At 37.7% G+C, this 23727-nt stretch carries 31 protein-coding genes; 24 read left to right on the forward strand and 7 right to left on the reverse strand.

Annotated features, from left to right (window positions below):
- Positions 1-243: 243 nt before the first annotated feature.
- The 4 genes from ACZSMY_RS19925 (at position 244) to ACZSMY_RS19940 (ending at position 3505) form a co-directional block, all read left to right on the forward strand.
- A complete protein-coding gene (locus ACZSMY_RS19925) occupies positions 244-852 on the forward strand; it encodes a pyroglutamyl-peptidase I (RefSeq protein WP_332094531.1) in 609 nt (202 codons plus the stop codon).
- Positions 853-871: 19 nt separating this feature from the next.
- The gene (locus tag ACZSMY_RS19930; RefSeq protein ID WP_332094530.1) at positions 872-1378 is read left to right on the forward strand and encodes an NUDIX domain-containing protein; all 507 of its coding nucleotides are present in this window, start codon (positions 872-874) and stop codon (positions 1376-1378) included.
- A 75-nt stretch (positions 1379-1453) separates the two neighbouring features.
- Positions 1454-2017 carry a cysteine hydrolase family protein gene (locus tag ACZSMY_RS19935; RefSeq protein WP_341172395.1) on the forward strand — a complete coding sequence of 188 codons (564 nt, stop codon included), beginning with the start codon at positions 1454-1456 and terminating at the stop codon, positions 2015-2017.
- 330 nt (positions 2018-2347) lie between these two features.
- Positions 2348-3505, forward strand: a complete 1158-nt coding sequence (locus ACZSMY_RS19940) for a pyridoxal-phosphate-dependent aminotransferase family protein (RefSeq protein WP_465148234.1) — start codon at positions 2348-2350, stop codon at positions 3503-3505.
- A gap of 201 nt (positions 3506-3706) precedes the next feature.
- Here ACZSMY_RS19940 and ACZSMY_RS19945 read toward each other — a convergent pair whose 3' ends face one another.
- Positions 3707-4132: a hypothetical protein gene (locus ACZSMY_RS19945; protein ID WP_465148235.1), complete on the reverse strand. Its 426-nt coding sequence runs from the start codon at positions 4130-4132 to the stop codon at positions 3707-3709.
- Positions 4133-4185: 53 nt separating this feature from the next.
- Entirely contained in the window at positions 4186-4740 is a 555-nt protein-coding gene (locus ACZSMY_RS19950) for a TetR/AcrR family transcriptional regulator (protein WP_465148236.1), read from the reverse strand.
- Positions 4741-4914: 174 nt separating this feature from the next.
- On the opposite strand from ACZSMY_RS19950, the gene ACZSMY_RS19955 reads away from it, so the two are divergent.
- From ACZSMY_RS19955 to ACZSMY_RS19975, 5 genes are all read left to right on the forward strand, one after another.
- Entirely contained in the window at positions 4915-5841 is a 927-nt protein-coding gene (locus ACZSMY_RS19955; RefSeq protein WP_332094528.1) for a DsbA family protein, read from the forward strand.
- A gap of 15 nt (positions 5842-5856) precedes the next feature.
- Positions 5857-6162 (forward strand): monooxygenase, encoded by a 306-nt coding sequence (locus ACZSMY_RS19960; RefSeq protein ID WP_465148237.1) that lies wholly within the window; start codon positions 5857-5859, stop codon positions 6160-6162.
- 275 nt (positions 6163-6437) lie between these two features.
- Entirely contained in the window at positions 6438-6890 is a 453-nt protein-coding gene (locus tag ACZSMY_RS19965; RefSeq protein WP_193064211.1) for a MarR family winged helix-turn-helix transcriptional regulator, read from the forward strand.
- A gap of 24 nt (positions 6891-6914) precedes the next feature.
- Entirely contained in the window at positions 6915-7442 is a 528-nt protein-coding gene (paiA, locus tag ACZSMY_RS19970) for a spermidine/spermine N(1)-acetyltransferase (RefSeq protein WP_465148238.1), read from the forward strand.
- 12 nt (positions 7443-7454) lie between these two features.
- Positions 7455-8072, forward strand: coding sequence for an FMN-binding negative transcriptional regulator (locus ACZSMY_RS19975; protein WP_465148239.1), 618 nt, complete (start codon positions 7455-7457; stop codon positions 8070-8072).
- 63 nt (positions 8073-8135) lie between these two features.
- On the opposite strand, the gene ACZSMY_RS19980 is transcribed toward ACZSMY_RS19975, so the two are convergent.
- The 3 genes from ACZSMY_RS19980 to ACZSMY_RS19990 all read right to left on the reverse strand — a co-directional run bounded on the left by ACZSMY_RS19980 (position 8136) and on the right by ACZSMY_RS19990 (position 9648).
- Positions 8136-8909, reverse strand: coding sequence for a hypothetical protein (locus ACZSMY_RS19980; protein ID WP_465148240.1), 774 nt, complete (start codon positions 8907-8909; stop codon positions 8136-8138).
- A complete protein-coding gene (locus tag ACZSMY_RS19985; protein ID WP_042530912.1) occupies positions 8899-9237 on the reverse strand; it encodes a PadR family transcriptional regulator in 339 nt (112 codons plus the stop codon). Before ACZSMY_RS19985 ends, ACZSMY_RS19980 begins: the two co-directional genes overlap by 11 nt.
- 231 nt (positions 9238-9468) lie before the next feature.
- Complete coding sequence (locus ACZSMY_RS19990) at positions 9469-9648, reverse strand: hypothetical protein (RefSeq protein WP_465148247.1); 180 nt, start codon at positions 9646-9648, stop codon at positions 9469-9471.
- Between ACZSMY_RS19990 and ACZSMY_RS19995 the strand changes: the two genes are divergently transcribed.
- The 8 genes from ACZSMY_RS19995 to ACZSMY_RS20030 all read left to right on the forward strand — a co-directional run bounded on the left by ACZSMY_RS19995 (position 9619) and on the right by ACZSMY_RS20030 (position 16904).
- The gene (locus ACZSMY_RS19995) at positions 9619-9780 is read left to right on the forward strand and encodes a DUF4306 domain-containing protein (protein WP_419880335.1); all 162 of its coding nucleotides are present in this window, start codon (positions 9619-9621) and stop codon (positions 9778-9780) included. The genes ACZSMY_RS19990 and ACZSMY_RS19995 overlap by 30 nt on opposite strands.
- Positions 9781-9969: 189 nt before the next feature.
- On the forward strand, positions 9970-10725 hold the full coding sequence (locus ACZSMY_RS20000) for an IclR family transcriptional regulator (RefSeq protein ID WP_465148241.1): 756 nt from the start codon (positions 9970-9972) through the stop codon (positions 10723-10725).
- A gap of 150 nt (positions 10726-10875) precedes the next feature.
- Positions 10876-11763 (forward strand): NAD(P)-dependent oxidoreductase, encoded by an 888-nt coding sequence (locus ACZSMY_RS20005; protein WP_256705503.1) that lies wholly within the window; start codon positions 10876-10878, stop codon positions 11761-11763.
- A gap of 60 nt (positions 11764-11823) precedes the next feature.
- Positions 11824-12204, forward strand: a complete 381-nt coding sequence (locus tag ACZSMY_RS20010; RefSeq protein WP_256705504.1) for a carboxymuconolactone decarboxylase family protein — start codon at positions 11824-11826, stop codon at positions 12202-12204.
- Positions 12205-12292: 88 nt separating this feature from the next.
- A complete protein-coding gene (locus ACZSMY_RS20015) occupies positions 12293-13933 on the forward strand; it encodes an SLC13 family permease (protein WP_256705505.1) in 1641 nt (546 codons plus the stop codon).
- Positions 13934-14005: 72 nt separating this feature from the next.
- On the forward strand, positions 14006-15427 hold the full coding sequence (locus tag ACZSMY_RS20020; RefSeq protein WP_465148242.1) for an aldehyde dehydrogenase family protein: 1422 nt from the start codon (positions 14006-14008) through the stop codon (positions 15425-15427).
- Positions 15428-15890: 463 nt separating this feature from the next.
- The gene (locus ACZSMY_RS20025; protein WP_042530916.1) at positions 15891-16244 is read left to right on the forward strand and encodes a lmo0954 family membrane protein; all 354 of its coding nucleotides are present in this window, start codon (positions 15891-15893) and stop codon (positions 16242-16244) included.
- Between the two features lie 24 nt (positions 16245-16268).
- Positions 16269-16904, forward strand: a complete 636-nt coding sequence (locus tag ACZSMY_RS20030) for a PspA/IM30 family protein (protein ID WP_193064215.1) — start codon at positions 16269-16271, stop codon at positions 16902-16904.
- A 120-nt stretch (positions 16905-17024) separates the two neighbouring features.
- Here the strand turns inward: ACZSMY_RS20030 and ACZSMY_RS20035 are convergent, their stop codons facing one another.
- Positions 17025-17291, reverse strand: a complete 267-nt coding sequence (locus ACZSMY_RS20035; RefSeq protein ID WP_042530920.1) for a YjgN family protein — start codon at positions 17289-17291, stop codon at positions 17025-17027.
- A gap of 81 nt (positions 17292-17372) precedes the next feature.
- A complete protein-coding gene (locus ACZSMY_RS20040; RefSeq protein ID WP_052484941.1) occupies positions 17373-17954 on the reverse strand; it encodes a TetR/AcrR family transcriptional regulator in 582 nt (193 codons plus the stop codon).
- Positions 17955-18189: 235 nt separating this feature from the next.
- Between ACZSMY_RS20040 and ACZSMY_RS20045 the strand changes: the two genes are divergently transcribed.
- The 7 genes from ACZSMY_RS20045 to ACZSMY_RS20075 all read left to right on the forward strand — a co-directional run bounded on the left by ACZSMY_RS20045 (position 18190) and on the right by ACZSMY_RS20075 (position 23723).
- The gene (locus ACZSMY_RS20045) at positions 18190-18630 is read left to right on the forward strand and encodes a carboxymuconolactone decarboxylase family protein (RefSeq protein WP_042535870.1); all 441 of its coding nucleotides are present in this window, start codon (positions 18190-18192) and stop codon (positions 18628-18630) included.
- Between the two features lie 251 nt (positions 18631-18881).
- On the forward strand, positions 18882-19607 hold the full coding sequence (locus ACZSMY_RS20050; RefSeq protein ID WP_465148243.1) for a GntR family transcriptional regulator: 726 nt from the start codon (positions 18882-18884) through the stop codon (positions 19605-19607).
- Positions 19608-19840: 233 nt separating this feature from the next.
- Positions 19841-20263: a phosphonate C-P lyase system protein PhnG gene (gene phnG, locus ACZSMY_RS20055; protein WP_042530924.1), complete on the forward strand. Its 423-nt coding sequence runs from the start codon at positions 19841-19843 to the stop codon at positions 20261-20263.
- A 52-nt stretch (positions 20264-20315) separates the two neighbouring features.
- On the forward strand, positions 20316-20915 hold the full coding sequence (phnH, locus tag ACZSMY_RS20060) for a phosphonate C-P lyase system protein PhnH (protein ID WP_042530925.1): 600 nt from the start codon (positions 20316-20318) through the stop codon (positions 20913-20915).
- On the forward strand, positions 20916-22028 hold the full coding sequence (locus tag ACZSMY_RS20065) for a carbon-phosphorus lyase complex subunit PhnI (RefSeq protein ID WP_042530927.1): 1113 nt from the start codon (positions 20916-20918) through the stop codon (positions 22026-22028).
- Complete coding sequence (locus ACZSMY_RS20070) at positions 22025-22891, forward strand: alpha-D-ribose 1-methylphosphonate 5-phosphate C-P-lyase PhnJ (protein WP_042530929.1); 867 nt, start codon at positions 22025-22027, stop codon at positions 22889-22891. Before ACZSMY_RS20065 ends, ACZSMY_RS20070 begins: the two co-directional genes overlap by 4 nt.
- Complete coding sequence (locus ACZSMY_RS20075; RefSeq protein ID WP_042530931.1) at positions 22884-23723, forward strand: ATP-binding cassette domain-containing protein; 840 nt, start codon at positions 22884-22886, stop codon at positions 23721-23723. Before ACZSMY_RS20070 ends, ACZSMY_RS20075 begins: the two co-directional genes overlap by 8 nt.
- Positions 23724-23727: the final 4 nt, after the last annotated feature.

The following is a 23727-nucleotide window of genomic DNA, read 5'->3' on the forward strand; positions in this document are numbered from 1 at the left end:
GATATATCGCAATGTAATAATAAGCGATATATCGTTAACTGTCAAGATAAAGCATTTTATGGTTTCAACAGGTGGATGAATCGCAGTTGAAATCATGGTTTACTGCATTGTTGGAAGAGGCAGCGTCTGTATATCGGGACGGTTATGATGAGGTGGGTTTAGTGATTACATTCAATTAGAAATCACATATCGTATGCTATACTGAAATCAAATATATATTTTTAAACAAGGCAGGTGCAGTAGATGACAAAAAAGCTGTTGTTAACTGGGTTTGAACCCTTTCTCGATTTTTCTGTGAATCCAACGAAGAAAATTGCAGGAGAATTAAACGGGGCAGTGATGGGTGATTACACGGTTATCTCCCATGTGTTATCTGTAGATTTTCGTAAGGCTGGGAAGCAGCTCCTCCAATTAATAGAGGAGACGAAACCTGATGCTATTATTTTGCTTGGGCTTGCCGGCGGCAGGTTCAAGGTTAATCCAGAACGCATTGCCATTAATGTGAATGACGGACCCAGGGATAATCAAGGTTACAAGCCGGAAAATGAAGTGATACAAGAGGATGGAGCAGACGGACTTTTCTCTACATTGCCGATAAGCAGGATGGTTGAACAATTACAAGCTCAAGGTCTTCCTGCTGAAATCTCGAACACAGCGGGAACCTATCTTTGTAATCATGTAATGTATCAAGCTTTGCATTATGCGAAGACAAATAACCGCCATCTAGCTGCTGGTTTTATTCATCTTCCTGCCTCCCATGAGCTTGCAATCGAGCATGGAAAAATCCCCAGCTGGAGCCATGATGATTTAAAAAGGGCGGTTATTATTTGTATAGAAGCTTTATCAAATTAAAATGGCGGGAGGAAATATAATGAAGCTTCGGCAAATGGCGGTCGCTTTTCTTTTTAATGATAAGCAGGAAGTTTTGTTTATTCAGAAAAAATCAAATAGCCCCTTTCTCCCCGGGAGGAAAGTTCCGATTGGCGGACATATGGAAACGGGGGAAATAAATATACCATATCATGCATGTATAAGAGAGATTAAAGAAGAAACAGGATTAACAGAGAAGCAGTTAAACAATCTGAGACTTCGCTATGTTGTACACAGAATGAGAAATAACAGTGAAATTAGAATCCAATATGTCTATTTTGGAAGCGTATCAGTCCATTCTAATCTACTTGAAAGTGATGAAGGAGAGTTATCTTGGGTGAATGCGCAGGATATTGCTCATCAGGCAGTCACTGCCACTACGAAAGAAATGATGAAACACTATATGGAAATTGGCAAATCAACAAATAAAGTATATGTAGGCACGATGAAATCGTTGAATGGAGAACCGGATATTGCTTGGGGTGTACTGGAGGATTGGGAAAAGTAACTGATGGAGAGATAAAATAGCATTCATTAATTATCATTACCAGCTTCATAACATTTAAGAAATGAGGAATAATTCATGAAAAAAGCATTGATAAATATTGATTATACGGTAGATTTTGTGGCAGATGACGGCGCATTAACATGCGGGAAACCCGGTCAGGATTTGGAAAATAGGATGGTTGCTATAACGGAGCGATTTATCAAGGAAGGCGATTATACCGTCTTTGCAGTAGATGTGCATGATAAAGACGATGCTTATCATCCAGAACAGAAGCTGTTTCCGCCCCATAATATCCGTGGGACAAGCGGAAGGGACCTATATGGACAGCTGCAGGAAACATATGAAGCAAATCGGGATAAAGAAAACGTATATTATCTGGATAAAACAAGATATTCTGCCTTTGCCGGCACAGATTTAGAAATAAAATTACGGGAAAGAAATATTGAAGAAGTACATCTGGTTGGTGTATGTACCGATATTTGTGTGCTGCATACCGCAGTAGATGCTTATAATAAGGGTTTTCGCATTATTGTGTATAAAGATGCGGTTGCTTCCTTTAACCAGGCAGGGCATGATTGGGCGCTGGGACATTTTGAAGGCTCGCTGGGAGCTGTAGTGAAGGAAACAGAGGTTAAATAAAAAGTCCATATTAAAACACAGAGAGTATTTTTGTTGTCAATGTCTCTCTGCGTTTTAATATGGACAATTATCTACATACATCATTTTCTTGGAGTAAATAATTATTTTAGATAATGATTCTTTTCTATACCAAAATGCCTGTAAACCTTCCGCTGCTTCTCAAAATGGAAAAGATATGAAAGTTAAACTAGAAAGTTTTTATTATTAAATGGAAAGCGTAAACTATACTTTATAAAGGAACAATGATACTATTTCTAATATAGATTCATATAATTGAGAATTTACTTAAATATGCGAAATTAGAATGAAAGAGTAGAGAGGAGAAAAGTTATGTATTCCAATATACTTAGACATCCCGGGCCTACACCAATACCTAAAAAAGTGGAAATGGCAATGGGACAAAATATGATCAGCCATCGTTCCGAGGAGTTTACCAGGCTATATCGGGAAACAACGGAACGTGTGAAAACCTTATTCGGAACGAAACAGGATATTATGCTGCTTCCTTCAGGCGGTACGGCAGCTTTAGAAGCGGCTGTGGCCAATACTGCTTCCGCTGGTGATGAAGTAGTTGTTGTCACGATAGGAGCTTTTGGGGATTATTTTGTTTCAATTTGCGAGAAGCATGGTCTGCATGTTCATAAGCTTGAAAAAAACTGGGGCGAAGCGTGTACGAAAGAAGAGCTCGCAAACTTTTTAAAACCCTTATCCGGAATCAAGGCGTTTTTTGTTACTTATAATGAAACGTCTACAGGGATTTTAAACCCGGTCAAGCAATTAGCAGAAGCAGTACACGAGCACTCAGATGCGCTATTTATTGTGGATGGGGTAAGCTGTATTGGAGGCGCTCCGGCAGAAATGGACCAATGGGGAATCGACATTTTAGTGACAGGCTCGCAAAAAGCAATCATGCTTCCGCCGGGACTTGCTTTTGTGGCTGTAAGTGAAAGGGCATGGAAGGTTATAGAAGCTAATGATACGACGGTATATTATTTAAACCTGTTAAGTTACCGAGAATGGGCAGAAAAATCAATGACCCCAAATACACCTGCGATTTCATTGATTATGGGATTATCTGCTGTTTGCGATTTAATAGAGGAAGAGGGCGGATTTTCAAAAACCGTAGAACGTCATGAACTCATGAAAAATATGGTTCGGGAAGCCATGAGAGCTCTCTCTATTGACTTGTTAACAAGTGATGAGCATGCATCCCCAACATTAACAACGATCTGCGCTCCAAAAGGAGTGGAACTTTCCGACTTTTTAGTACATTTAAAGAAAAAGTATCATCTTGATTTTGCAGGCGGTCTTGGCCATCTTCAGGGTAAAGTTTTTCGATTTGGACATATGGGGTATTGCTTCCCAAGCGATATATTACAAGCAGTGTCCTTGATTGAAGCGGGCTTGCAGGACTTCTCGTATTCATTCGAGAGCGGCGCCGGGGTGAAGGCGGCGCAAGATGTTTTCTTGTCTTCTTTAAAAAAATAACTTATTGTTTGCAAATGACAGCGTGAATTTTATATAAACCAAGTATGTTTTATTAAAAAGATAACAACAAAGGATAGTGTTATATGTATCTCTTGTTTGCAGACGCTTTATAAAAGAAGAACCTTTATAAATTGGTTCTTCTTTTATATCTACTCTCTTCACTTCATATGGGCAGGTTCAATGACGGTTAACAGGTGTTATTTATGCACTAGATTCATCGTCCTTCGAGACTTGTTGCGTTTCATTTAAAATGGCATATAATCCTAAGCATCCCCCAGATAAAGTAAGCAATAAAGGGATAATGCTTCCAAGAAACAGAGAAAAAATCATGGCAATGACAGCTACGGATATATGCGGTTTGACTGACATGATAATCCCGAGGAAAAAGACAATAATAGCTGCACACATAATAATGAATGTATATATCATATACCCTGTATGGAAGATACCGCTTACGAGATCAAGGAATCCGAAAGTCAATTCAATGATTGGGAAGAATGGAAAAATCGTATCTATACCGGAAAACGCATAACTGTCTAAACTGGAATAGATAAAAAAGAACTGGATAGCGGATATGAGGCCGCCTAATGAAATAAGTAAACCAGAAATCATTTTTTGTTTATGCATTTTAGTTCATTCCTTCCTAATTCTCTTCATTTTACCTCATTTCACCTGTGTCCTCATTCCAGTTTAAGCAGAATAAAAGGAAGCAGCGGTTGAATGAATGCTTCAGGAGACAAGGTACTTTTTTTCCATTCCACAGAAGCTCCGTAAATGGTCCAGCTTAGGATGGCTGCCATTTTACGAAGGATGTCTTCTTTTTTAGCGGGATTCTCTTTTTGCAGCAGCGGATAGATGATAACTGCCAAATGTTCTCTAATAATACGCGCAATTGTTTCCTCATACCCTTGGTGACAGCGAGATGATAAAGTGGTTTGAAAGTTTGCCACCGCAATAAATAACTGGGTAGCAGCATGGTCCCCCCATGTCATTTGATGGATTGCTTTCGTGTCTACATTAAAAAGCAGGACTTCAGATAACACTTTTTCTAATAAATCATATTTATCTTCATAGTGATAGTAGAAAGTAGCGCGATTGACCATCGCTGCTTCAGTAATATCGGTGATGCGGATATCATTGAACTCTTTCTTCTCGGAAAGGGCAATAAATGCATCCATAATGAGTCTTCGCGTCCGTAATATTCTTAAATCTGTTTTTTCTTCAGCCACTTGCATCCCCTCCTGTTTTTCAACAGTTTTCAAAATATGTTGTATATACGATAAATCGAGAAGTTTATTGGTTTTTATGTTATTGCTTGTATCCTATAATAGAATAAGAATCATCTAAACAAAAGAAATTAGTATGGAATAGCTGCTATTTAAAGTAATTTAGAATAAGGAGATTGAAGAATGAGTCAAAAAAATATGGTATGTGATGTGGAAACAGGTCTGTGTGGAGAAGCTGACGGGGAAGAAATGGAGGCAGTTCAATTCAACCAGCCCAAGAAAGAGATTGATATCTATTATGTGACAGATCCGATTTGTTCTCATTGCTGGGCGCTCGAGCCGGTATTACGGCGTTTTCAGCTGCAATTTGGATCGTATTTTAAGTTTCATACTGTGATGGGCGGACTTTTGGAAAAATGGAGTGATACGCCAGTTGACCCGGCTAATGGCATATCAGGACCAGCTGACGTCGTAGCGCATTGGAAAGAGGTTGGGCAGCATTCCAGAATGCCGATTGATGGGTCATTAATGGCGGATGACTATATTACCTCATCTTATCCGCCGTCCCGCGTTTTTAAAGTAATTCAAAAAGAATACAATGACAATCTGGCGTATACGTTTTTGAGACATGCAAGAGAAGCATTATTTGCTTTTAACCAGAACATCTCCGATTCTAAAATACTTGTTGAACTGATAGAAGGATTAGGTCTGGATGGAGAAAAAATTGTTCAGCAGGCTAATTCTGCTCTGGGACATCAATTGCTGGAGGAAGACTTCAACCTGAAAGACAATCTTGGTGTCAGAGGATTCCCGACGATTATTATGGTGAATCAGGAAGGACAAGGAATTAAAATAGTCGGTGCCCGTGCATTTGATGACTATGTCAGAGGTCTGCAGCAGGTGCTTCCAGAAGACAGACTGCAGCCGAAACAGACTCCTGCATTTGCAAAGTTATTAAAACAGGAGAACCTTTTATTCTCTAAAGAAGTGGAAGTACTATATGACCTGGAGCACAGCCAAGTCCGCAGCTTTGCTGAGAAAGAACTGGAAGCGGAAGATTATCAGGTTCATAATCTTCTTGGAGAAAATTATTATACCCTTAAAAAATAAGAGAGGTGCGTAAGAATGGCATATATTTTACAAATCGATTTTACGATGGAAGGACCTTTTGGTGAAGAGATGGCAACTGCATTCCATGATTTAGCAATGAGCATTCGGGAAGAGGAAGGCTTCCAATGGAAAATATGGACAGAAAATCCGGATGCAAAAGAAGCTGGCGGCGTTTATGTTTTTGAAACAAAAGAAGCTGCTGAGAAATATTTAGATATGCATACAAAACGATTGGCACAATTTGGGCTGGAGAATGTACGGGCAAAAGTGTTCGGAATCAATGAGACACTGACTAAAGTAACAGATGGTCCAGTGAAATAGAAATTTAAAAAACAGGTGATGACTGTGAGAAGCTGACAGTCATCACCTGTTTTTTAAACAAAACCCTCCCCCTCTAGAAATACTTGCCAATTCTATTATCGATTTTCTGAAAGAAAAAGTCTGTAGCTTTAACTGTAGGAGTGGGTAGGGAAGGGAATATGGAGTAATAAGTATCCGGACTCAGCGAACAACTTAAATCTCGCTGTTTTTTTGTTGTATATACAACAAAAATAAATTAAAATTTGTGTATAACAGAAATCGCCGGGGGTGAAAGCATGGCTGAAATCCTGCGTGAAATTGGAATGATTGCGAGAGCGCTCGATTCTATCAGCAACATTGAGTTTAAAGAATATAATCTTACCAAAGGTCAATATTTATATCTGGTCCGTATTTGTGAAAATCCGGGTATTATTCAAGAAAAGCTCGCTGAAATGATTAAAGTGGACCGGACAACAGCAGCCCGCGCCATCAAAAAATTGGAGACAAATGGTTTTATTCACAAGAAGCCGGATGCGAATAACAGAAAGATAAAAAAACTGTTCCCTACAGAAAAGGGAGAAAGTATTTATCCAATGATCAAAAAAGAAAATGATTACTCTAATCAAGTTGCCTTAGAAGGGCTGACAGAGGAAGAAGCAGCAAACCTTGTTTATTTACTCGAAAAGGTTCGAAAAAATATGGAAGTAGACTGGGAATTTGTGAAGAAGGGGAATAAGCGTGCGTATTAAATGGGACGAAGGGAAGATAGAAAGATGACTATCAAAATAAAAGTTTGCAGTCAGGATGATTTGCAGGCGCTCCAAGAAATCAGTATCGAAACATTTACGGAAACCTTTCAAGAACAGAATACACCGGAGAATATGCAAGCGTATTTAGAAAATGCATATACATTGGAGAAGCTTCAAAAGGAAATGTCACAGAGTAATTCAACATTCTTTTTCATCTTTTATAATGACCAGCTTGCTGGATATATGAAAGCGAATACCGATGATGCGCAATCAGAAGAGGTTGGAGAGGATACCCTGGAGATAGAACGGATTTATATTCGGAGCGGGTTCCAGCGAAAGGGATTAGGCAACTATTTGATGGATAAAGCAATTGAAATAGCGAAGGACAAAAAGAAGAAAAAAGTATGGCTGGGAGTTTGGGAATATAATAAACAGGCGCTTCTTTTTTATGAAAAGAATGGTTTTGTACAGACGGGGTCACATTCCTTTTTTATGGGAAGCGATGAACAGACGGATTATATCATGACGAAAACACTGAAAGTATACGCTTAAAGGAGGCAGACAATGTATGTACCGAAGCGTTTTAAAGTAACAGATACGAAAGAAATATGGGAATTTGTCAAACAGCATTCTTTTGCAACGCTGGTGACAACAGAAAATAATATACCGGTTGCAACACATCTGCCAGTAACTGTGAGCAGGGCGAATGGTGATTATCGAATTATTGGACACCTGGCATATGCCAACCCGCAATGGAAAACATTTGAAAGCGTTGATAATGCATTAGTAATATTTCAAGGGCCTCACGCTTATGTTTCATCGACATGGTATTCCCATAAGAATGTTCCGACATGGAATTATCAGGCTGTCCATATGTATGGAACGCCGCGGATAATGGAAGAAGATGAACTTCGAGAGTCGTTAAAAACGTTATCGGATACATATGAAAACCATCGGGATCCTTCTTTTTCAGTGGAGGGTTACACGCCGAAGCTATTGGATGCGCAGTTGAAAGCCATTGTGGGTTTTGAGATAAAAGTGACAGAGGTGCAGGCTGCGTATAAATTAAGTCAGAATCGGAACGAAACAGATTATCAGCGTATTATTGATCATTTGAAGAAGGAAGGGGATTCTGATTCTGAGGAAATTGCGGAGCAGATGGAGAAACGATTGGAGAAATGAAAAAAATAAACGTAAAAAGCAGCACGTTTTCTGTATTATACGGGCTGCTTCGTTATAAAATTCTTAATTAGAGGTCTTTTTATCCTCTTTTTTCGATGTGTATATTAAAATTCCTATCGCAGTAATAACGATAACAAAAAATACAATGGCAGAGATCCATACATAAGATTCGCTCTCTGGGCTGCTGCCGCCGGTTGCTATTTTAGCAATGATCTCGGGCAAGCAGATTAAGAATATAAACAAAGCCAAAAAGCCTTGTTTCATAATAAGCGGAACGATAATGAATATGCTTAAGAGAATAGCCCCGATAATAAGGTTTACAGTTTGATTACTTTCTGCGATAACGAATCCCGGGTAGTTTCGGATAATAAACTGTGCGCCGACCATAGATGCTGTGAAAAGGGAAAAGAAAATTCCATAGCTAATATAGGTTTTTTTACTATCCCCGTATTTTCGAACGATTTTTTTTACAATAATAATTGTACCAACTGTTCCGATAGCCAGCACTGCAAGGTTATAAAGGATAACACTGGTATTTAACTCGAAATTCCCGCTAATTAAATCGGGAATGATAAATACCCCCAGCAAATAGATAAGCAATAAAATACTGTATTTTATAAAGCCTTTATCCCGCGGCAGTTCTTCGGAAATGGAACGGATATAATCTTTGACAGATCCTCCGGTAATGCTTTCGACACTTTGTCCATGTGCTTCTGCTTCTTTTAAATGATCTCGCAATTCTTCTTCTATTTCTTGAATATCTTTATCCTTTTTTCCCCGGCTCATTAATTCCAGACGCAAATTCAATAAGAATTTCTCCGCTTCTTTACTTAGCATCCTCCACACTCCTCATCAAATTATTCATCCCCTTATTCAAATAAGACCATTTATTACGAAATACAGCTAATTCTTCTAATCCTTTATCTGTAATGGTGTAGTATTTTCGTTTCGGTCCGCCCGTATCGGATTTTTTAAGTTCGGTTTGAACATACCCTTTTTTGCTTAAGCGAAGAAGGACAGGATAGATACTTCCGTCACTGATTTCCGGAAAATCTCGTTCTTTTAATTTCTCAAGGATTTCATATCCATACGTTTCTCCTTGTGAAATCAGTCCTAGTATTGCACCGTCTAATAATCCCTTCATCATCTGATCAGATACTGACATGTCGTACCTCCTTAACTATCTTATAATACACTATAGTTGAATGAAAGATAATTGTCAACTATCTTATATAAAAAGGTAGTTGATGTGTTAGTTGTTTTTTTTATGAGGGGAGTGTAGAAGTAAAAGCGCGTATAAAAGAAAAAGTACGTTGTTTCCATTCGTTTTATCGTCTAAAATTAGAAGTACGATAATAAGGAGTTGAAAAGCAGTATGATCGGATTACAAATCGGGCTATGCTTTTGTTTTATTGCTATGTGTGCCGTTTTTTTTTTCCTGGTACGAAGGAAGCGGAATAATCATCTCTTTAGATGTATGGAATACTTCTGTTACAATGTTTAATCCATCTAATGGAATAATAACAAAAGCAAGTGACTTAGTTGTTTGGGGTTTTTTGTATATGCAGCGAAACATTCACCAATCTATCTCCTTATCATGGTTGTGATAAGTCTATATTTATTGATTTTAATCGGATATTTGCTTTTCAAAAAAAGGAATAAGTTTTATCTTTACTTGTGGGGATTATCAGCTGTATATGTTTTTTAGTGTGCTATTTATTAGCGCAGATATGGTAGACAGAAAAAGCTTTTTCTTTACCTTTCTATTGAGCGGGATGATTTGCTGTATTGCCGGATGGTTGATTAAAAGTAAAATGAAGTTACTTTCTATTTACGAGTAGAACAGGAATAAAGTTGTTATTGAATCTAAGAAAATAAAGGGGAGAGTATATACAAAATGGAGAAAAAAGCAAAAGATAATCTTTTAGATAAATCATTAAAAATCATTCAAGCATTTATTGATCACAATGAGAGCTGGGGAGTAAGGGAATTGGCTGCGCATTTAGATTATACCGTTCCGACCACTCACCGGATTTTATTACAATTAAAAGAACATAGTATCTTAGATTATGACGAACATAAAAATAGATATATTGTTGGAACAGAACTGATAAGAATAAGTGCTAAAGTGGCGTCTAGATCTAGTTTACAAAGTATAGCAAGACCGTTCTTGAAGACACTTGTAAAGAAATATGAGGAGACAATATGCCTTTTGATGTTAAGAAAAGATACCAGAGAAATTTTTTGGGCAGATAAAGTAAACGGCCCTAAACCGTTGCAATATATTATACCTCTGGGGGAATTGCAATCGCTGCCCTATGGAAGCAGTGGGAAATCGATACTAGCATTTTTAGAGGAAGATGTAATTGATGAGATTTTAAAAGCTGAAAAATTTTCTGAAAAAGAAGTAGATACTATAAAAAAAGAGCTGATCAAAATAAGAGAAGAAAGATATCATTATTCGATTAGTGAAAGATTAGAAGGGTCTTCAGGCATCGGTTCCCCTATATTCAATTCGGATAATGAGCCAATAGCCAGTATCATTCTGACAGCGCCAACACCAAGAGTTACGAATGAAGTAATAGAATCTGCATCGATTGATATAAAAAATACAGCTAAAGAAATTTCTTCTATCTTAGGTGCGACAAAGTAAAATAAACCCGTTTCATAAATTTAATATGAAATGGGTTTATTTTTTTGTTGACATCGTAATTTTAATGTTGTAAGATAATTTCAAAATATGATACATTGTATCAAAATACGATACAAAAATGTTTTAATTCATGCAGCAGAGGTGAGGTTTATGAAGAAGGTTGGTTTTATCGGTGTAGGTGCCATGGGGTATTGGATGGTTAAAAATTTGATTGATCATGTGGAAAGTCTAATCATTTTTGATGTTAATCCAAAAGCGTTAGAGGTATTTGAGCAGGAGAATGTTGACTTGGCAAATTCAATAGCTGAGGTTGGAGAAGAATCAGAAATTGTCATTTTAATGCTTCCTAATTCAACAATCGTTCAAGATGTTGTTCTGGGGAAAGGAGGATTAATAAGTTCATTACGGGAAAATGCTTTGATTGTAGATATGAGCAGTTCTTATACTTTTGAAACAATAAAAATGAAAGCGCTTTTGGAGGAAGAGGGAATTCGATTGCTTGATGCACCAGTCTCTGGAGGGGTTCCTAAAGCGAAAAGTGGAGAGCTTACCGTTATGGTTGGAGGGAATAAGGAAGATTTGCAAGAAGCAAATGAAGTTATAAAGCATTTAGGCAGTCAAATTAAGTTGATTGGTAAAACAGGGACTGGACATGCTTTGAAAGCAATTAATAATTATTTAGCAGCAGCAACAATGTATGCCACTGCAGAGGCGCTTATGTTAGCTAAAAAAGTAGGGATAGACCCGGAAACCGCTCTAGAGTCCATTAACACGAGTACTGGAAGAAGTCATTCGTCGGAATTTAAGTACCCGACCTATGTCTTACCAAGAGAATTTGTATCTAATTTCTCTTTGGGCTTACAGCTTAAAGATATCAATATGGCGAAGGATATGGCTTCAGATGTTCATATGCCTATGCTCCTTGGCTCTAGTTTAATTGAAATTTATGAAGCAGCTAGCATTACAGGGGGTGATAAACAAGATCATACAGAAATAATTAAATTTCTAGAACGTATTAGTGAAGAAAAATTAACTTAATAGGCGAAGAAAACGATGTATGTAAGTAATTAAAAAATTAAAGTTGAAGGAGAGTTATAAATGACTGAAAAATTTGATAAAGGTCTTGAAATTAGAAAAGAAGTGTTAGGTAAGGAGTATGTGGAAACGTCTATCAATAATGCAACTGATTTTAATATGGATCTCCAAAAGTTTGTTACAGAATATTGCTGGGGAGAGATTTGGGGCAGAGAAGGGTTACCCAAAAAAACTAGAAGTATTATTAACTTGGCTATGATTACAGCATTAAATCGTCCGCATGAATTAAAGCTTCATGTAAGAGGAGCGCTAAATAATGGTTTAACAGAAGATGAAATCAAAGAGGTATTGCTGCAGACAGCCGTATATTGTGGTGTTCCTGCTGCGATTGATGCTTTTAGAACGGCAAAAGAAGTTATTGAGGATTATAACGCTAATTCATAAAGCTGATGAAAGGATTTCCTAAATGGGGTAGGTTTAGGGAATCCTTCCATTCAAAATCAATCAAAGACAGGGGTAAGGGAGGATATGTATGTCCAGAACCAATACTGCAGCCAATTTGTGGAATTCACTGTGGAAACAACACTACAGAATTAAAGAATTGTTTCAGTTTTCTTCGTATATGAAGAAGAAAGAAAGCTTAAAAGAAGTTGAAGATAACAGTATTGAGGAAGAAAAAACAAATAATAATGATCCTAATTTTAAACCCACATATACAAAAGCAAGATTAATTGGATTAATTTTAGGACCAGCATTATTTTTAGTAACCTTATTATTCTTTCAACCATCAGATTTAAGTTCTCAAGGGGTAGCAACTTTAGCGATAACACTCTGGATAGCCACATGGTGGATTACGGAAGCTATCCCAATACCTGCAACTGCTTTATTGCCTATCATTTTATTTCCTTCATTTGGGGCGCTGGGAAGCGGGGAGGTCGTGTCTTCATATGGAGATGACATCATCTTCTTGTTCCTGGGCGGCTTCTTAATTGCAGGTGCGATGGAAAAGTGGAATCTTCATTTAAGAATTGCGTTATTTATTATCAACCTGATAGGAGTCAGTTCGAATCGGCTAGTATTAGGGTTTATGGTATCTACAGGCTTTTTATCGCTTTGGATATCCAATACAGCTGCGGCGATGATAATGATTCCAATTGGTTTGGCGATAATTACCCAAGCAGCAAAATCATTTGAGAATAAACCCGAGAGCATAGACGATTTAAAGAAGTTTGAAAAGTCAATTGTATTTGGGATTGGGTATGCGGCAACAATTGCCGGTTCAGGAACGTTGATTAGTGGAACGGCTAACCCAATTATGGCAGCTCAGGCAAAGAAATTATTTGACGTGGATATTACTTTTGGGCAGATAATGATGGTAGGTATACCATTTGTTGCTATATTTATTACGCTGGTCTGGTTGTATTTAACAAAAGTAAAATATCGAACGAAAATAAAATATTTCCCAGGTGGTTCTGAAATAATTAAAGATGAGAAGAAAAAGCTAGGAAAAATGATTTTCGAAGAAAAAATAGTTCTTATTATATTTACTTTTGTTGCTTTTATGTGGATTACCAGATCTTTTATCTGGACTAATATTTTAATAGAGGTTTCAGATGGAATGATTGCCATGTTAGCGGTAATACTCCTATTTTCTATTCCAGCAGCTAACAGAAAGGAAAGAATTTTGGAGTGGGACGATACGAAAAAAATACCATGGGGAATCTTAGTACTTTTCGGTGGCGGATTAGCGATAGCTGCAGCATTTACAAATACAGGACTTGCTGAATGGATTGGTCAACAACTGGTACTGTTGGAAGGTGCACATTACCTCTTGATTTTAAGTGTACTAATTGCTTCTGTGCTTATTCTTACTGAGATAACATCTACTACGGCAACTGCTACGCTGCTTATGCCGATTGTAGGAATGTTAGGTGTAGCTATTGGAATGAACCCGATAATTTTAATGGTGGCTAGTGCATTTGCAACGAATGCTTCATTTATGCTTCCTGTTGCAACCCCTCCTAATGCAATCTTGTTTGGGACGGGAAAAGTTTCTATATTAGAAATGATAAAAGTTGGAGGAGTTCTAAATATTATTTCCTTCTTTTTAATTCTATTAATCGCAACCATTTATTTGCCTATGATCTGGGGATTAGACATGTTTAACTTTTAATTTTAATGATGGAAAAAAATAATTAATGTTATTTTGAAAGCGTTTTATTATTGTCGTGAAAGGATAGATGTAATGGAAAAACTATTTATTAATGGGGAATGGGTAACGACCCAAAGTTCTGAATATCTTTATTCCCCGTATACAGAGGAAAAGATTGCAGAAATACCGATTGCTAAAGAAGCAGAAGTTAATTTGGCTATTGATGGAGCATTTAAGGCGAAAAATTCTTGGGCAAGAACACCAGCATATGAAAAAGCTAGCATCCTAGAAAAACTATCAAAGCTATATGAGAAAAACCTGGAAAAAGCAGCGGAAATTATCGCTATGGAGTCAGCAAAACCAATTCGATTAGCCGAAATGGAAGTTTCCAGGACCATTCAAACTTTCAAGTTTGCTGCTGAAGAAGCAAAAAGAATACATGGTGAAACAATTCCTTTAGATGCGGCACCAGGAGGAGAGCGAAGAGTATCGTATACAATCCGAGAGCCTTTAGGAGTAATTGGTGCAATCACACCATTTAACTTTCCTCTAAATCTGGTTGCTCATAAGATAGGTCCTGCTCTTGCATCAGGAAATTCCATTGTATTAAAACCAGCAAGACAAACACCGCTATCTTCATTCTATCTTGCAGAACTTCTTGAAGAAGCTGGTCTCCCAAAGGGGGTATTTAATGTAGTCACTGGTCATGGAAGTGTAGTTGGTGACTTATTGGTGATGGACTCGCGAATAAATATGATAACATTTACAGGAAGTCCGGAAGTAGGTGTAGGAATACGTAATAAAGCAGGGTTAAAAAAAGTAACATTAGAGTTAGGATCCAATGCTGCAGTTATTATTGATAAGGATACAGAAGTGAATAAAAAATTAATAGATAGATGCATTACAGGTGCTTTTTCTAATAATGGTCAGGTTTGTATTTCGATACAAAGAATGTACGTACATGAAAATATATATGATAAATTTGCGGAGCAGTTTATAGAAGCAGCAAATAAACTAAAAATTGGAGATCCATTAGATTCAGATACAGATATATCCGCATTGATTTCCAAAAGAGAATTGGAAGACAGACTATCGTGGATTCGTGAAGCGAAGGAATCAGGTGCAGAAATAGCAACTGGTGGAAAAGAGGAAGGAACTGTGTTATGTCCAACAGTCATTTTGGAGGCAGAGAATAGATTAAAGGTATCTTGCCAAGAAGCTTTTGCTCCTATTGTCATTTTAAATAAAGTAAAATCTGCAGCAGAAGCAATTCATTTTGTTAATGATTCCAGGTTTGGACTACAGGCAGGTATTTATACAAAGGATATCGAGACAGCATTAGAAGCTGTTGATAAGCTTCATGTAGGAGGGGTACTTATAAATGATATTCCGACCTTTCGTGTCGATCACATGCCTTATGGAGGAGTGAAAGAAAGCGGGATTGGCCGGGAAGGTATCAAATATGCAATCGAAGAAATGACGGAAATGAAATTAGTAATTTGGAATAGAAATTGAGAAAAAGAAATTTGTAAAGTATATCTGAGAATAAAGGCAATAAGGAAACTCTGAACTACCATTTGAATGGAAATTAGTTTGGAGTTTTTTTGGAAGGAATAAAAGAACGTGCTGATCAGATAATCAACTATAATTTGTCGAACATAAGTGAGGAGCTCTGACGGAGCTGCTCATTTTCTTTGGTCTTATTGTTTCCATAACCTTCAATTTAGTTCCCAGTTTAAAATAGCATTTTTAGCTTTTACAAAACGTTATAAGCTTGTTCAAGGCATTTATCTGTCCATTTTATATCTACGACATGCAAGTATTTACGTCTAGATTAAGCTTTAATTTGCCGCCCCTTCCACAATGGATTAGATGCAAATAGACCTTAAGGCGTAGATAAAGATATTTCTCAGGCTCATTACGAAAACTCGTTAGAACCGATAAGATAAAGATAAGATAACGAAAGGGGAAAAACAAAATGAAAAAATTCATGTTGTTTATCGGAGGACTCATTGCAGTGCTTGTCCTTCTTGCAAATTTAGGACCGATGGTATTGCTGGTGTTAAGTGTAGGCTTACTTTATGTATGCTTTAAAAAATTTATTAAAACAGATTCAGTTGCCGCAAAAATAGGATGGGTGATTTTAGGGTTAATCGTATTAAGCATCACATTCTCTAACATTTATGCTGTTTTAGGCGTTGCAGCGGCTTATGCACTTTACCTTATCTATAAAAATTGGAACACACCGGAAGACTCTGTTGTCCACGAAATAAAAGAAGATGATGATCCATTTACGAATTTTGAAAAACAGTGGGCAGAGTTAAATAAATAAAAAAATTTAAAGGAGAGATTGACTATGTCAACAAATATTTTTACGCGAATGAAGGATTCTATTTCAGCAGATTTACACACGATGATGGACAAAAAGGAACAAAAAAATCCGATTGCAGCACTAAACCATTATTTACGCCAAAGTGAGCAGGAAAAAGAAAAAGTAAGAAAGCTGATTGACCGTCAGTATAAATTGAAAGAAGAGTTTGCACGTGAGTATATAAAAGCACAAGAACTTGCAGATAAGCGCTTAAAACAAGCACAAATTGCCGATCGTGCGCAAGAAGAGGAAATGCATGAATTTGCTTTAAAAGAACATGAAGAATATCAAAATCGTGCTGATCGCATGAAAGCGTCCAGAGAAGAGGCAATCACGCAGCTGGAAAATCTGGAGCAGAAATACGAAGAAATGAAGCATCGTCTGAAGGATATGCACCTGCGCCGTATGGAATTGATGGGCCGCGAAAATATAGCCAAAGCGAACCGCCAAATCAATCGGGTCGTGGATGAATCATCAGAAAAACCTTTCTCCAAGTTTGGAGAGATGGAGCAATATATCGAAAACCTGGAGTACAAAGTAAACAATGCTTACTATAAAAGTACTTTTGACAGTAAAATTGCTGCCATTGAAAAGAAATTAGATGAAAAGGAAGTAAACTAGAGCTTGAAGGTAAAAGCGAAAAAAGTATTCTTTACTGCTTCAACAAAACTCCTCTACATTACAAATTTGTAATGAGAGGAGTTTCTATTTAAAAAAACCAACATGTTTGCAGTATAAAAATCAATTAATAAAATGAGTATGACGTGCTTTCCAATCTTCCAGTTTAATAAACACCCAGAATCCATAGATACCTAATGTGATAATCGTTAAAACCCACCATTTGATCCAGTTGCCAAAAAGACCGACAGCTGAACCTGAAAAATGCATTCGTTTGCCATCAACAACTGTATGATTTATTCTCCACCCATAAATCATTGTAATTGACCAAAGATAACAAATTCCTAGTGTGAAGACAGTCATTAATGTCCCAAGAATAACCCAGCCAATAAATTGAAGTAATCCACCATCAAAGAAGCTGGTTCTTCCTTATACTGTAGTAAAAAAGTGAGCCCTCCTAAAAAGTTCGGCTCACTTTTCTTTTGTTTCCATATCCTGCCTAGCATAGTTAAACCGGGTTATTTCCTCAAAAGCTTTTATCAAATCGTCATACGTATGCTGAAAATCACTATCAACCCACTTCATCAGGATATTCCACATTCCGCCTGCGTTGAAAGCTAAAGCAAATTCCATATTTTCTTCACTGATGATATAGCTAAATTTGTTTTCAGTGAGCCTATGGATAGAAGGCAGGTGTTTATTAAAAGTCTTTAATAGTAAACTATCTAAATCATTTTTTCGAATGATACGAATAAAGTCTATATTTTCCATCCAAAAAGTAATGAAAATGCTTGCCACTTTCCCCATGTCCATAATTTCTCCTGCATCCAGCCTTCGCAGGTATTCTTGTGCCAGCTGATGGAGGTATCGTTCCAGAACAGCATTTTTCGAATCAAAATGCCGGTAGAAGGTACTTCGGTCTAAAACGGCTTGTTCAGCAATCTCTTTAATGGTGATTTTATAGAAGGATTTTTCTTCCAAAAGAGATAAAAGCGCGTCTGTCAGCCATTCTTGAGACCTGATGGCAGAAGGATTATTGCTTGTATCAGACATCTTGTTCCACTCCTCTCTGTACACCCTACATATAATGGGGTTTTGTAGGACTTACTTAAATTGTATTGATTCTTTATTACTGCTAGTATACGATACCCTTAACATTGCAACAAATGTTGCACTTATTTGATGGGAAATAAGAAGGTACGTGGATTTTATAACATTTACAAAAAGGAGAATGGATATGGCAAAGCTGGTCAACAAAGGGATTGTGAAAGCGGCAGGAATGATGAAAATGGATAATCGAATAAACTATTTTAAAGTTGCTCCAAATGCAATGACACCCATTATGGAATCTGAAAAATATGTACGGAAAACTTCGATTGACAGGAAGCTGAAAGAGCTTATTAAGATTAGAGTTTCACAGATTAATGGGTGCTCTTATTGTCTGAATATGCATACCAAAGCAGCGAAAAAGCTAAACGTATCCGACAAACAGATAGATGCACTGAAGCATTGGAAAACGGAAGAAATATTTACGGAGATGGATCGGGCTGCATTTGAACTGGCAGAGAATATGACGCTAGTTTCAGAAAATGGAGTCAGTGATGCGTTGTATGAGAAGGTAAGGGAATATTTTGATGAAAAGGAATATGTGGAGCTTGTAATGGTAATTATTCAAATTAATACATGGAATAGATTGTCTATTGCGATGGGGAATCACGCTGAAGTATAGAAAAGAAGTGTAGGAAACCATGGTAATTAGGTGTTCTATTTTGTTCGAATTAACTGACTTATTTGAAAAACAACCTATTTTTTCCTGAACGTTGCTTCATTTTATCAGCTGTTTCGTATAAAATGGAACGGAAAAGGAGGAAATAACATGCACTTTGAATTTGATGATGGTCTTTTTTGTTTTGTTGGCAGTATGGAAATGGCCAAATACGAATTAAAGAAAAAACAAAGCAGCTTGGTAAGGGGATATGGATGGCTATAGATAAAGAAACAAGAATTATTGACGACATAATGGAAAAGATTATAGCGAAAACGATGCACCCTGGTGAAAAGCTCTCTTCTGAAAATAAACTCGCAGAAAAGTATAATGTGTCGCGTATCACAGCAAGAAATGCTTTAACTACATTGGAAGCACGCGGGTATATTTATTCTGTACAGGGGAAAGGCCGCTTTTTAAAAGAAACGACCAAGCCAATTCAATTGCATTTAACAGGAAGCACCAGTTTCACGGATAAGATGAAGCAAGCGGGTTATCATTTGACGACAAAAAACATGTACTGTACAAAAATTAATTATGATAGCACAGTCTATGATGCGTTACAGGCAGATTTGGAAGCAGAAGTTTATAAAATTGGCCGGCTACGATTAATTGATAATGAACCAATAGCGATTCATCAGTCGTTTGTAAACAAAGCACTATTTCCGGATATAGCTCAAAATGGGCCGCAAATATTGTCTATGTTTGCTTATTACCGTCAATTAGGATATGAGGAATTTAAGAGTAAACAATCATTATTAAGTATTACATTTCCCACTTCTTATGAACAAGAACTGTTGTCGTGCGGCAGTATGGTTCCCCTTATCGTGCTTGAGACGGGTTGTATCGATGTCAAAACGGAGAAGGTGCTGGAATACACGAAAATTATTTATCGCAGTGATAAATTTAAATATGATATTACAACAGATGAAAGTCGGTGAGGTCTATATTGAGATCTCACCGTTTTTTTAGGTTAAAAAATGATAAATCGATTACCGCATCTCGCTGTGATTCTTTTACTTTTGTCACGTCTAAATATCTGTTTATGCCTGCGGTGTAAGATGTCTCTTCTTAAGCAATAAATATAAAGTGCTGTTTACAAATACTTTACGTTATCTTAAAACACAGCAACTTGGCAACAAGTTAGTATGAACTTGTAAAGGAGGATGTATGAATGAAAAGAAAGAGAAGGACTGAGATTCTTATCCAATCAGACACTGATTTGGCAGAGAGCTTGGCAAATCAAATAAAACAGACATACAGCTTCAAGGAGATTGTTGCTCCACAATATGGATTAACGATGGTAAAAATGCGAGAAAGCGCAAAAAAATCTTTATTCTATATTGGTGAAGTTCTTGTTACAGAAGCAAAGGTAGAGCTAAATGGGCAAATCGGTATAGGGATAATACAAGGAATGCATGATGGTTTGGCATTGAACTTAGCTATTATTGATGCTGCCTATAATGCGAGCTTCCCGGAAACATTGTCTTGGAAGGATGCTTTAGTAGCGGCTGAAGCAGAGATAAAGCGTAAAAAAGCAAAGCAACAGGCAGAATTAATGGAAACAAAAGTAAGCTTTGAAACAATGGATGTTTAGATGAAAGATGATTGTAAACCGCAGTTTAAAATAAAAAAACAGGAGAGATTGTATGCCTATTGACCAAGTTCATGATTTACAAAAGGTGTATCGGAGTATATTGGACAGTATGGCTAGACCGGGAAAGGTGACTAATTTAGAAGCATATAAAGAGCGGATGGATTATGAAATAGCATGCTATGATACGACCTTATTGATTACGATGACTTTACTGGATGGAGAAGTATCGTTTCATGTTATTTCAGAGAACAGCCAGGTAGTTAAAGATAAGATTGCAGCTTATACATTAGCTAAGCATGCACCTGTAGAAGAAGCAGATTTTATTATTGTATTGAAAGATGCTCCAGATGCTTCCATTGTAGAAGGAATGAGAGCTGCAAAAACAGGAGACTTGATTAATCCGCAGCATTCTTCTACCTGGATAATGGAAAGCAGCGCGCCTCTTTCGAATCAGAATCAATTGAAATTAACTGGGCCAGGGATTAAAAAACAAAAGGATTTATTTACCAGTTTTAAACCAAGTATTTGGCAAACTAGAAGTGAGACAGTACAAGAATATCCACTCGGCATTGATCTGATGCTTACGGATGAAAAATGGCAAATTACTTGTATACCCCGAACAACCAATGTTTCTGAGCAGGAGGTGAGATGATTGGGATATGTAGCTGTCAAAGGCGGAACGATGGCAATTGAAGCATCTATCAATCGGTTAACATATGACCGTTTAAAAGAGAGAGAAATAATAGAAGTAAACACGATTATCGCAACAATGCGGGCAATGGTAGATCAAGTAATGTCAGAAAGCAGCTTATATTCGCCATTTCTTGCGGCATTAGCTATTAAACAAGCGGAAGGAAGTATGGAAGAAGCGGTGTTTATTATGCGATCCCATCGCTCTACATTACCAAGATTATATTATAGCAATATCATAGAGTCTGACTCGATGCTGGTAGAACGACGAATATCAGCAAGCTTCAAGGATATTCCTGGTGGTCAAATATTGGGGGCTACCACAGATTATACCCACCGTTTACTTGATTTTTCATTAGCAGAGGAAACGCGGCTGAAGAATGATCAATGGATGAAACAGTATATGGAAAAAATAAAGCAAGAAGTAAAAGAAGATGGCGAAATTTCATATTTACCAAAGGTAGTAGATTATTTACGGGAGGAAGGACTGTTTGGAACATATGAATTAGATAACACCATGCCAACCGATATTACAAAAGAAAACCTTTCTTTTCCAGCTTCCCGAAGTGCCAGATTACAAACGCTGACGCGTGGACAGACAGGTGCAGTAACAGCACTTGGTTATGCTTCTTTACGGGGTTACGGTCAGGTTCATCCAACTGTTGGGGAGGTTCGTGTCGGAAAGCTGCCAATCTATGTAGAGCATCCCAATGAGCCTGAACAGACAGCAGAAGATAGTTACTATATCGGAGAGATCAAGGTTTCTGAAGTAGAATCGTTTGTACCTGTCTCTATTAAAAACGAGCAAAATGAAGAAGAATTAGATTTTGAGATTGGCTATGGCATATGCTATGGACAAAATGAAACAAAAGCAATAGCAATGAGCATTTTAGATCAGTGTTTAGAGCATCCGGAAGCCAGCTTTCCTACGCATGATGAAGAGTTTGTTCTATTGCATATCGATTCGGTGGAAGCAACAGGATTTATATCGCATCTGAAACTCCCGCATTATGTTACCTTCCAATCGAAGCTGGGAAGTATACGTGAGGTTAAAAAGAAAGGGGGAGCGCAATGAAGCATACAACACATTTTGCTTTTTTTGATGAAGGGTCAAAAAAAGAAATTCGCCGAACAACATTAAAAGCAGTGGCTATTCCGGGCTATCAAGTCCCATTTGCCTCTAGAGAAATGCCGATTGCAAGAGGCTGGGGCACAGGAGGATTGCAGCTTACCTTATCTTTAATTGGTAAAGAAGATACATTAAAAGTAATTGACCAAGGTGCAGATGAATCGGTCAATGCTGTCAGTATTAAGAAACTCGTACAGCAAACAACAAATGTTGAGTTAACAAATCATACAGAAGCGGCCTCCATCATTCAATCGAGGCACCGCATCCCGGAAGCACAGCTTTCAGAAGAGCAAATTTTGGTATTACAGGTCCCGACACCTGAACCATTACGTAAGGTAGAAGCTAGCGAGTATGCAACGAAACGGCTGCATGCGGAAGAAGAATACAGCGGTGCTTGGCTTTTGCTGTTTGAGCAGATTATGAAGTATGGGAAGACAGCGACAGGTGCAGATCATCCGGTATATGTAAATGGCCGCTATGTGATGGCGCCAAGTCCCATTCCAAGATTCGACAATCCCAAATTGCATGCGTCCAAAGCCCTGACATTACTTGGTGCAGGCCGGGAGAAGAAAATCTATGCTGTGCCGCCGTATACGGAAGTGGCATCTCTTGCCTTTGAGGACTATCCGTTCAGCGTGGAATCATTTGCTGGCCATGCGTGTCATTTATGTGGAACCAAAGATGTTTTTCTTGATGAACTGGTCGATGAGGAAACGGGTGAAACATATTATCAATGTAATGATACGAGCTACTGTATAGATCGATTAAACAGCGAGGAACCAGCGGAGGTGGGGCATTATCATGCATGAAGAACCGATATTACATGTGCGAAATCTAAATAAACAGTTTGGAAAAGGTTGTATCCATTGTTTTGATAAAAGAGAAAGGCAATTGGAGAAAAATTACTGCCCGATATGTGGAACAGTGTATGCATGCCAGGATGTATCCCTGGATTTGTTTCCAGGAGAAATATTAGGAATTGTTGGAGAGAGTGGCAGCGGGAAATCAACGATGATGCAGTGTCTCTATTTTGATGCACCAGTAACTTCTGGTGAAGTCTATTTAAACAATGCGGAGTTAACTGGTCAAAATATTTTTGATTTATCACAACAGAAGAAAAGGTATATTCGTAATCACAAATACGGAATGGTTTATCAAAACCCAGTAAATGGGCTGAAAATGAATTTTTCTTCTATCGGAAATATTGCGGAAAAGCTTATTGCAGCTGGAAACCGTAATGTATCATCTATGGAAGCAACGGGAAAAAGGCTGCTTGAACATGTGCAAATCCCGCTGTTTCGTTCAAAAGAAGAACCGCGAAACTTTTCCGGCGGGATGCAGCAGCGGGTGCAAATAGCGAAGGCCTTGTCGAATAATCCGCCGATACTATTTTTAGATGAAGTAACGACAGGGTTAGACTTGTCTGTCCAGGCGAATGTACTCGATTTAATAAAAGAAATTCAGCGCAAATGGGGCATTAGTATGATTGTAGTTTCTCATGATCTCGCAGTTATTCGCATGCTGGCCGATCGAACGATGGTCATGCTGAATGGAGCCGTTATTGAAGAAGGCTTGACGGATCAAATTTTAGAAGATCCGCAACAAGCTTATACGCAACGTTTAGTTTATTCATTATTATAGGAGG

The sequence above is a fragment of the Oceanobacillus sp. B139/18 genome, assembly GCF_055524595.1.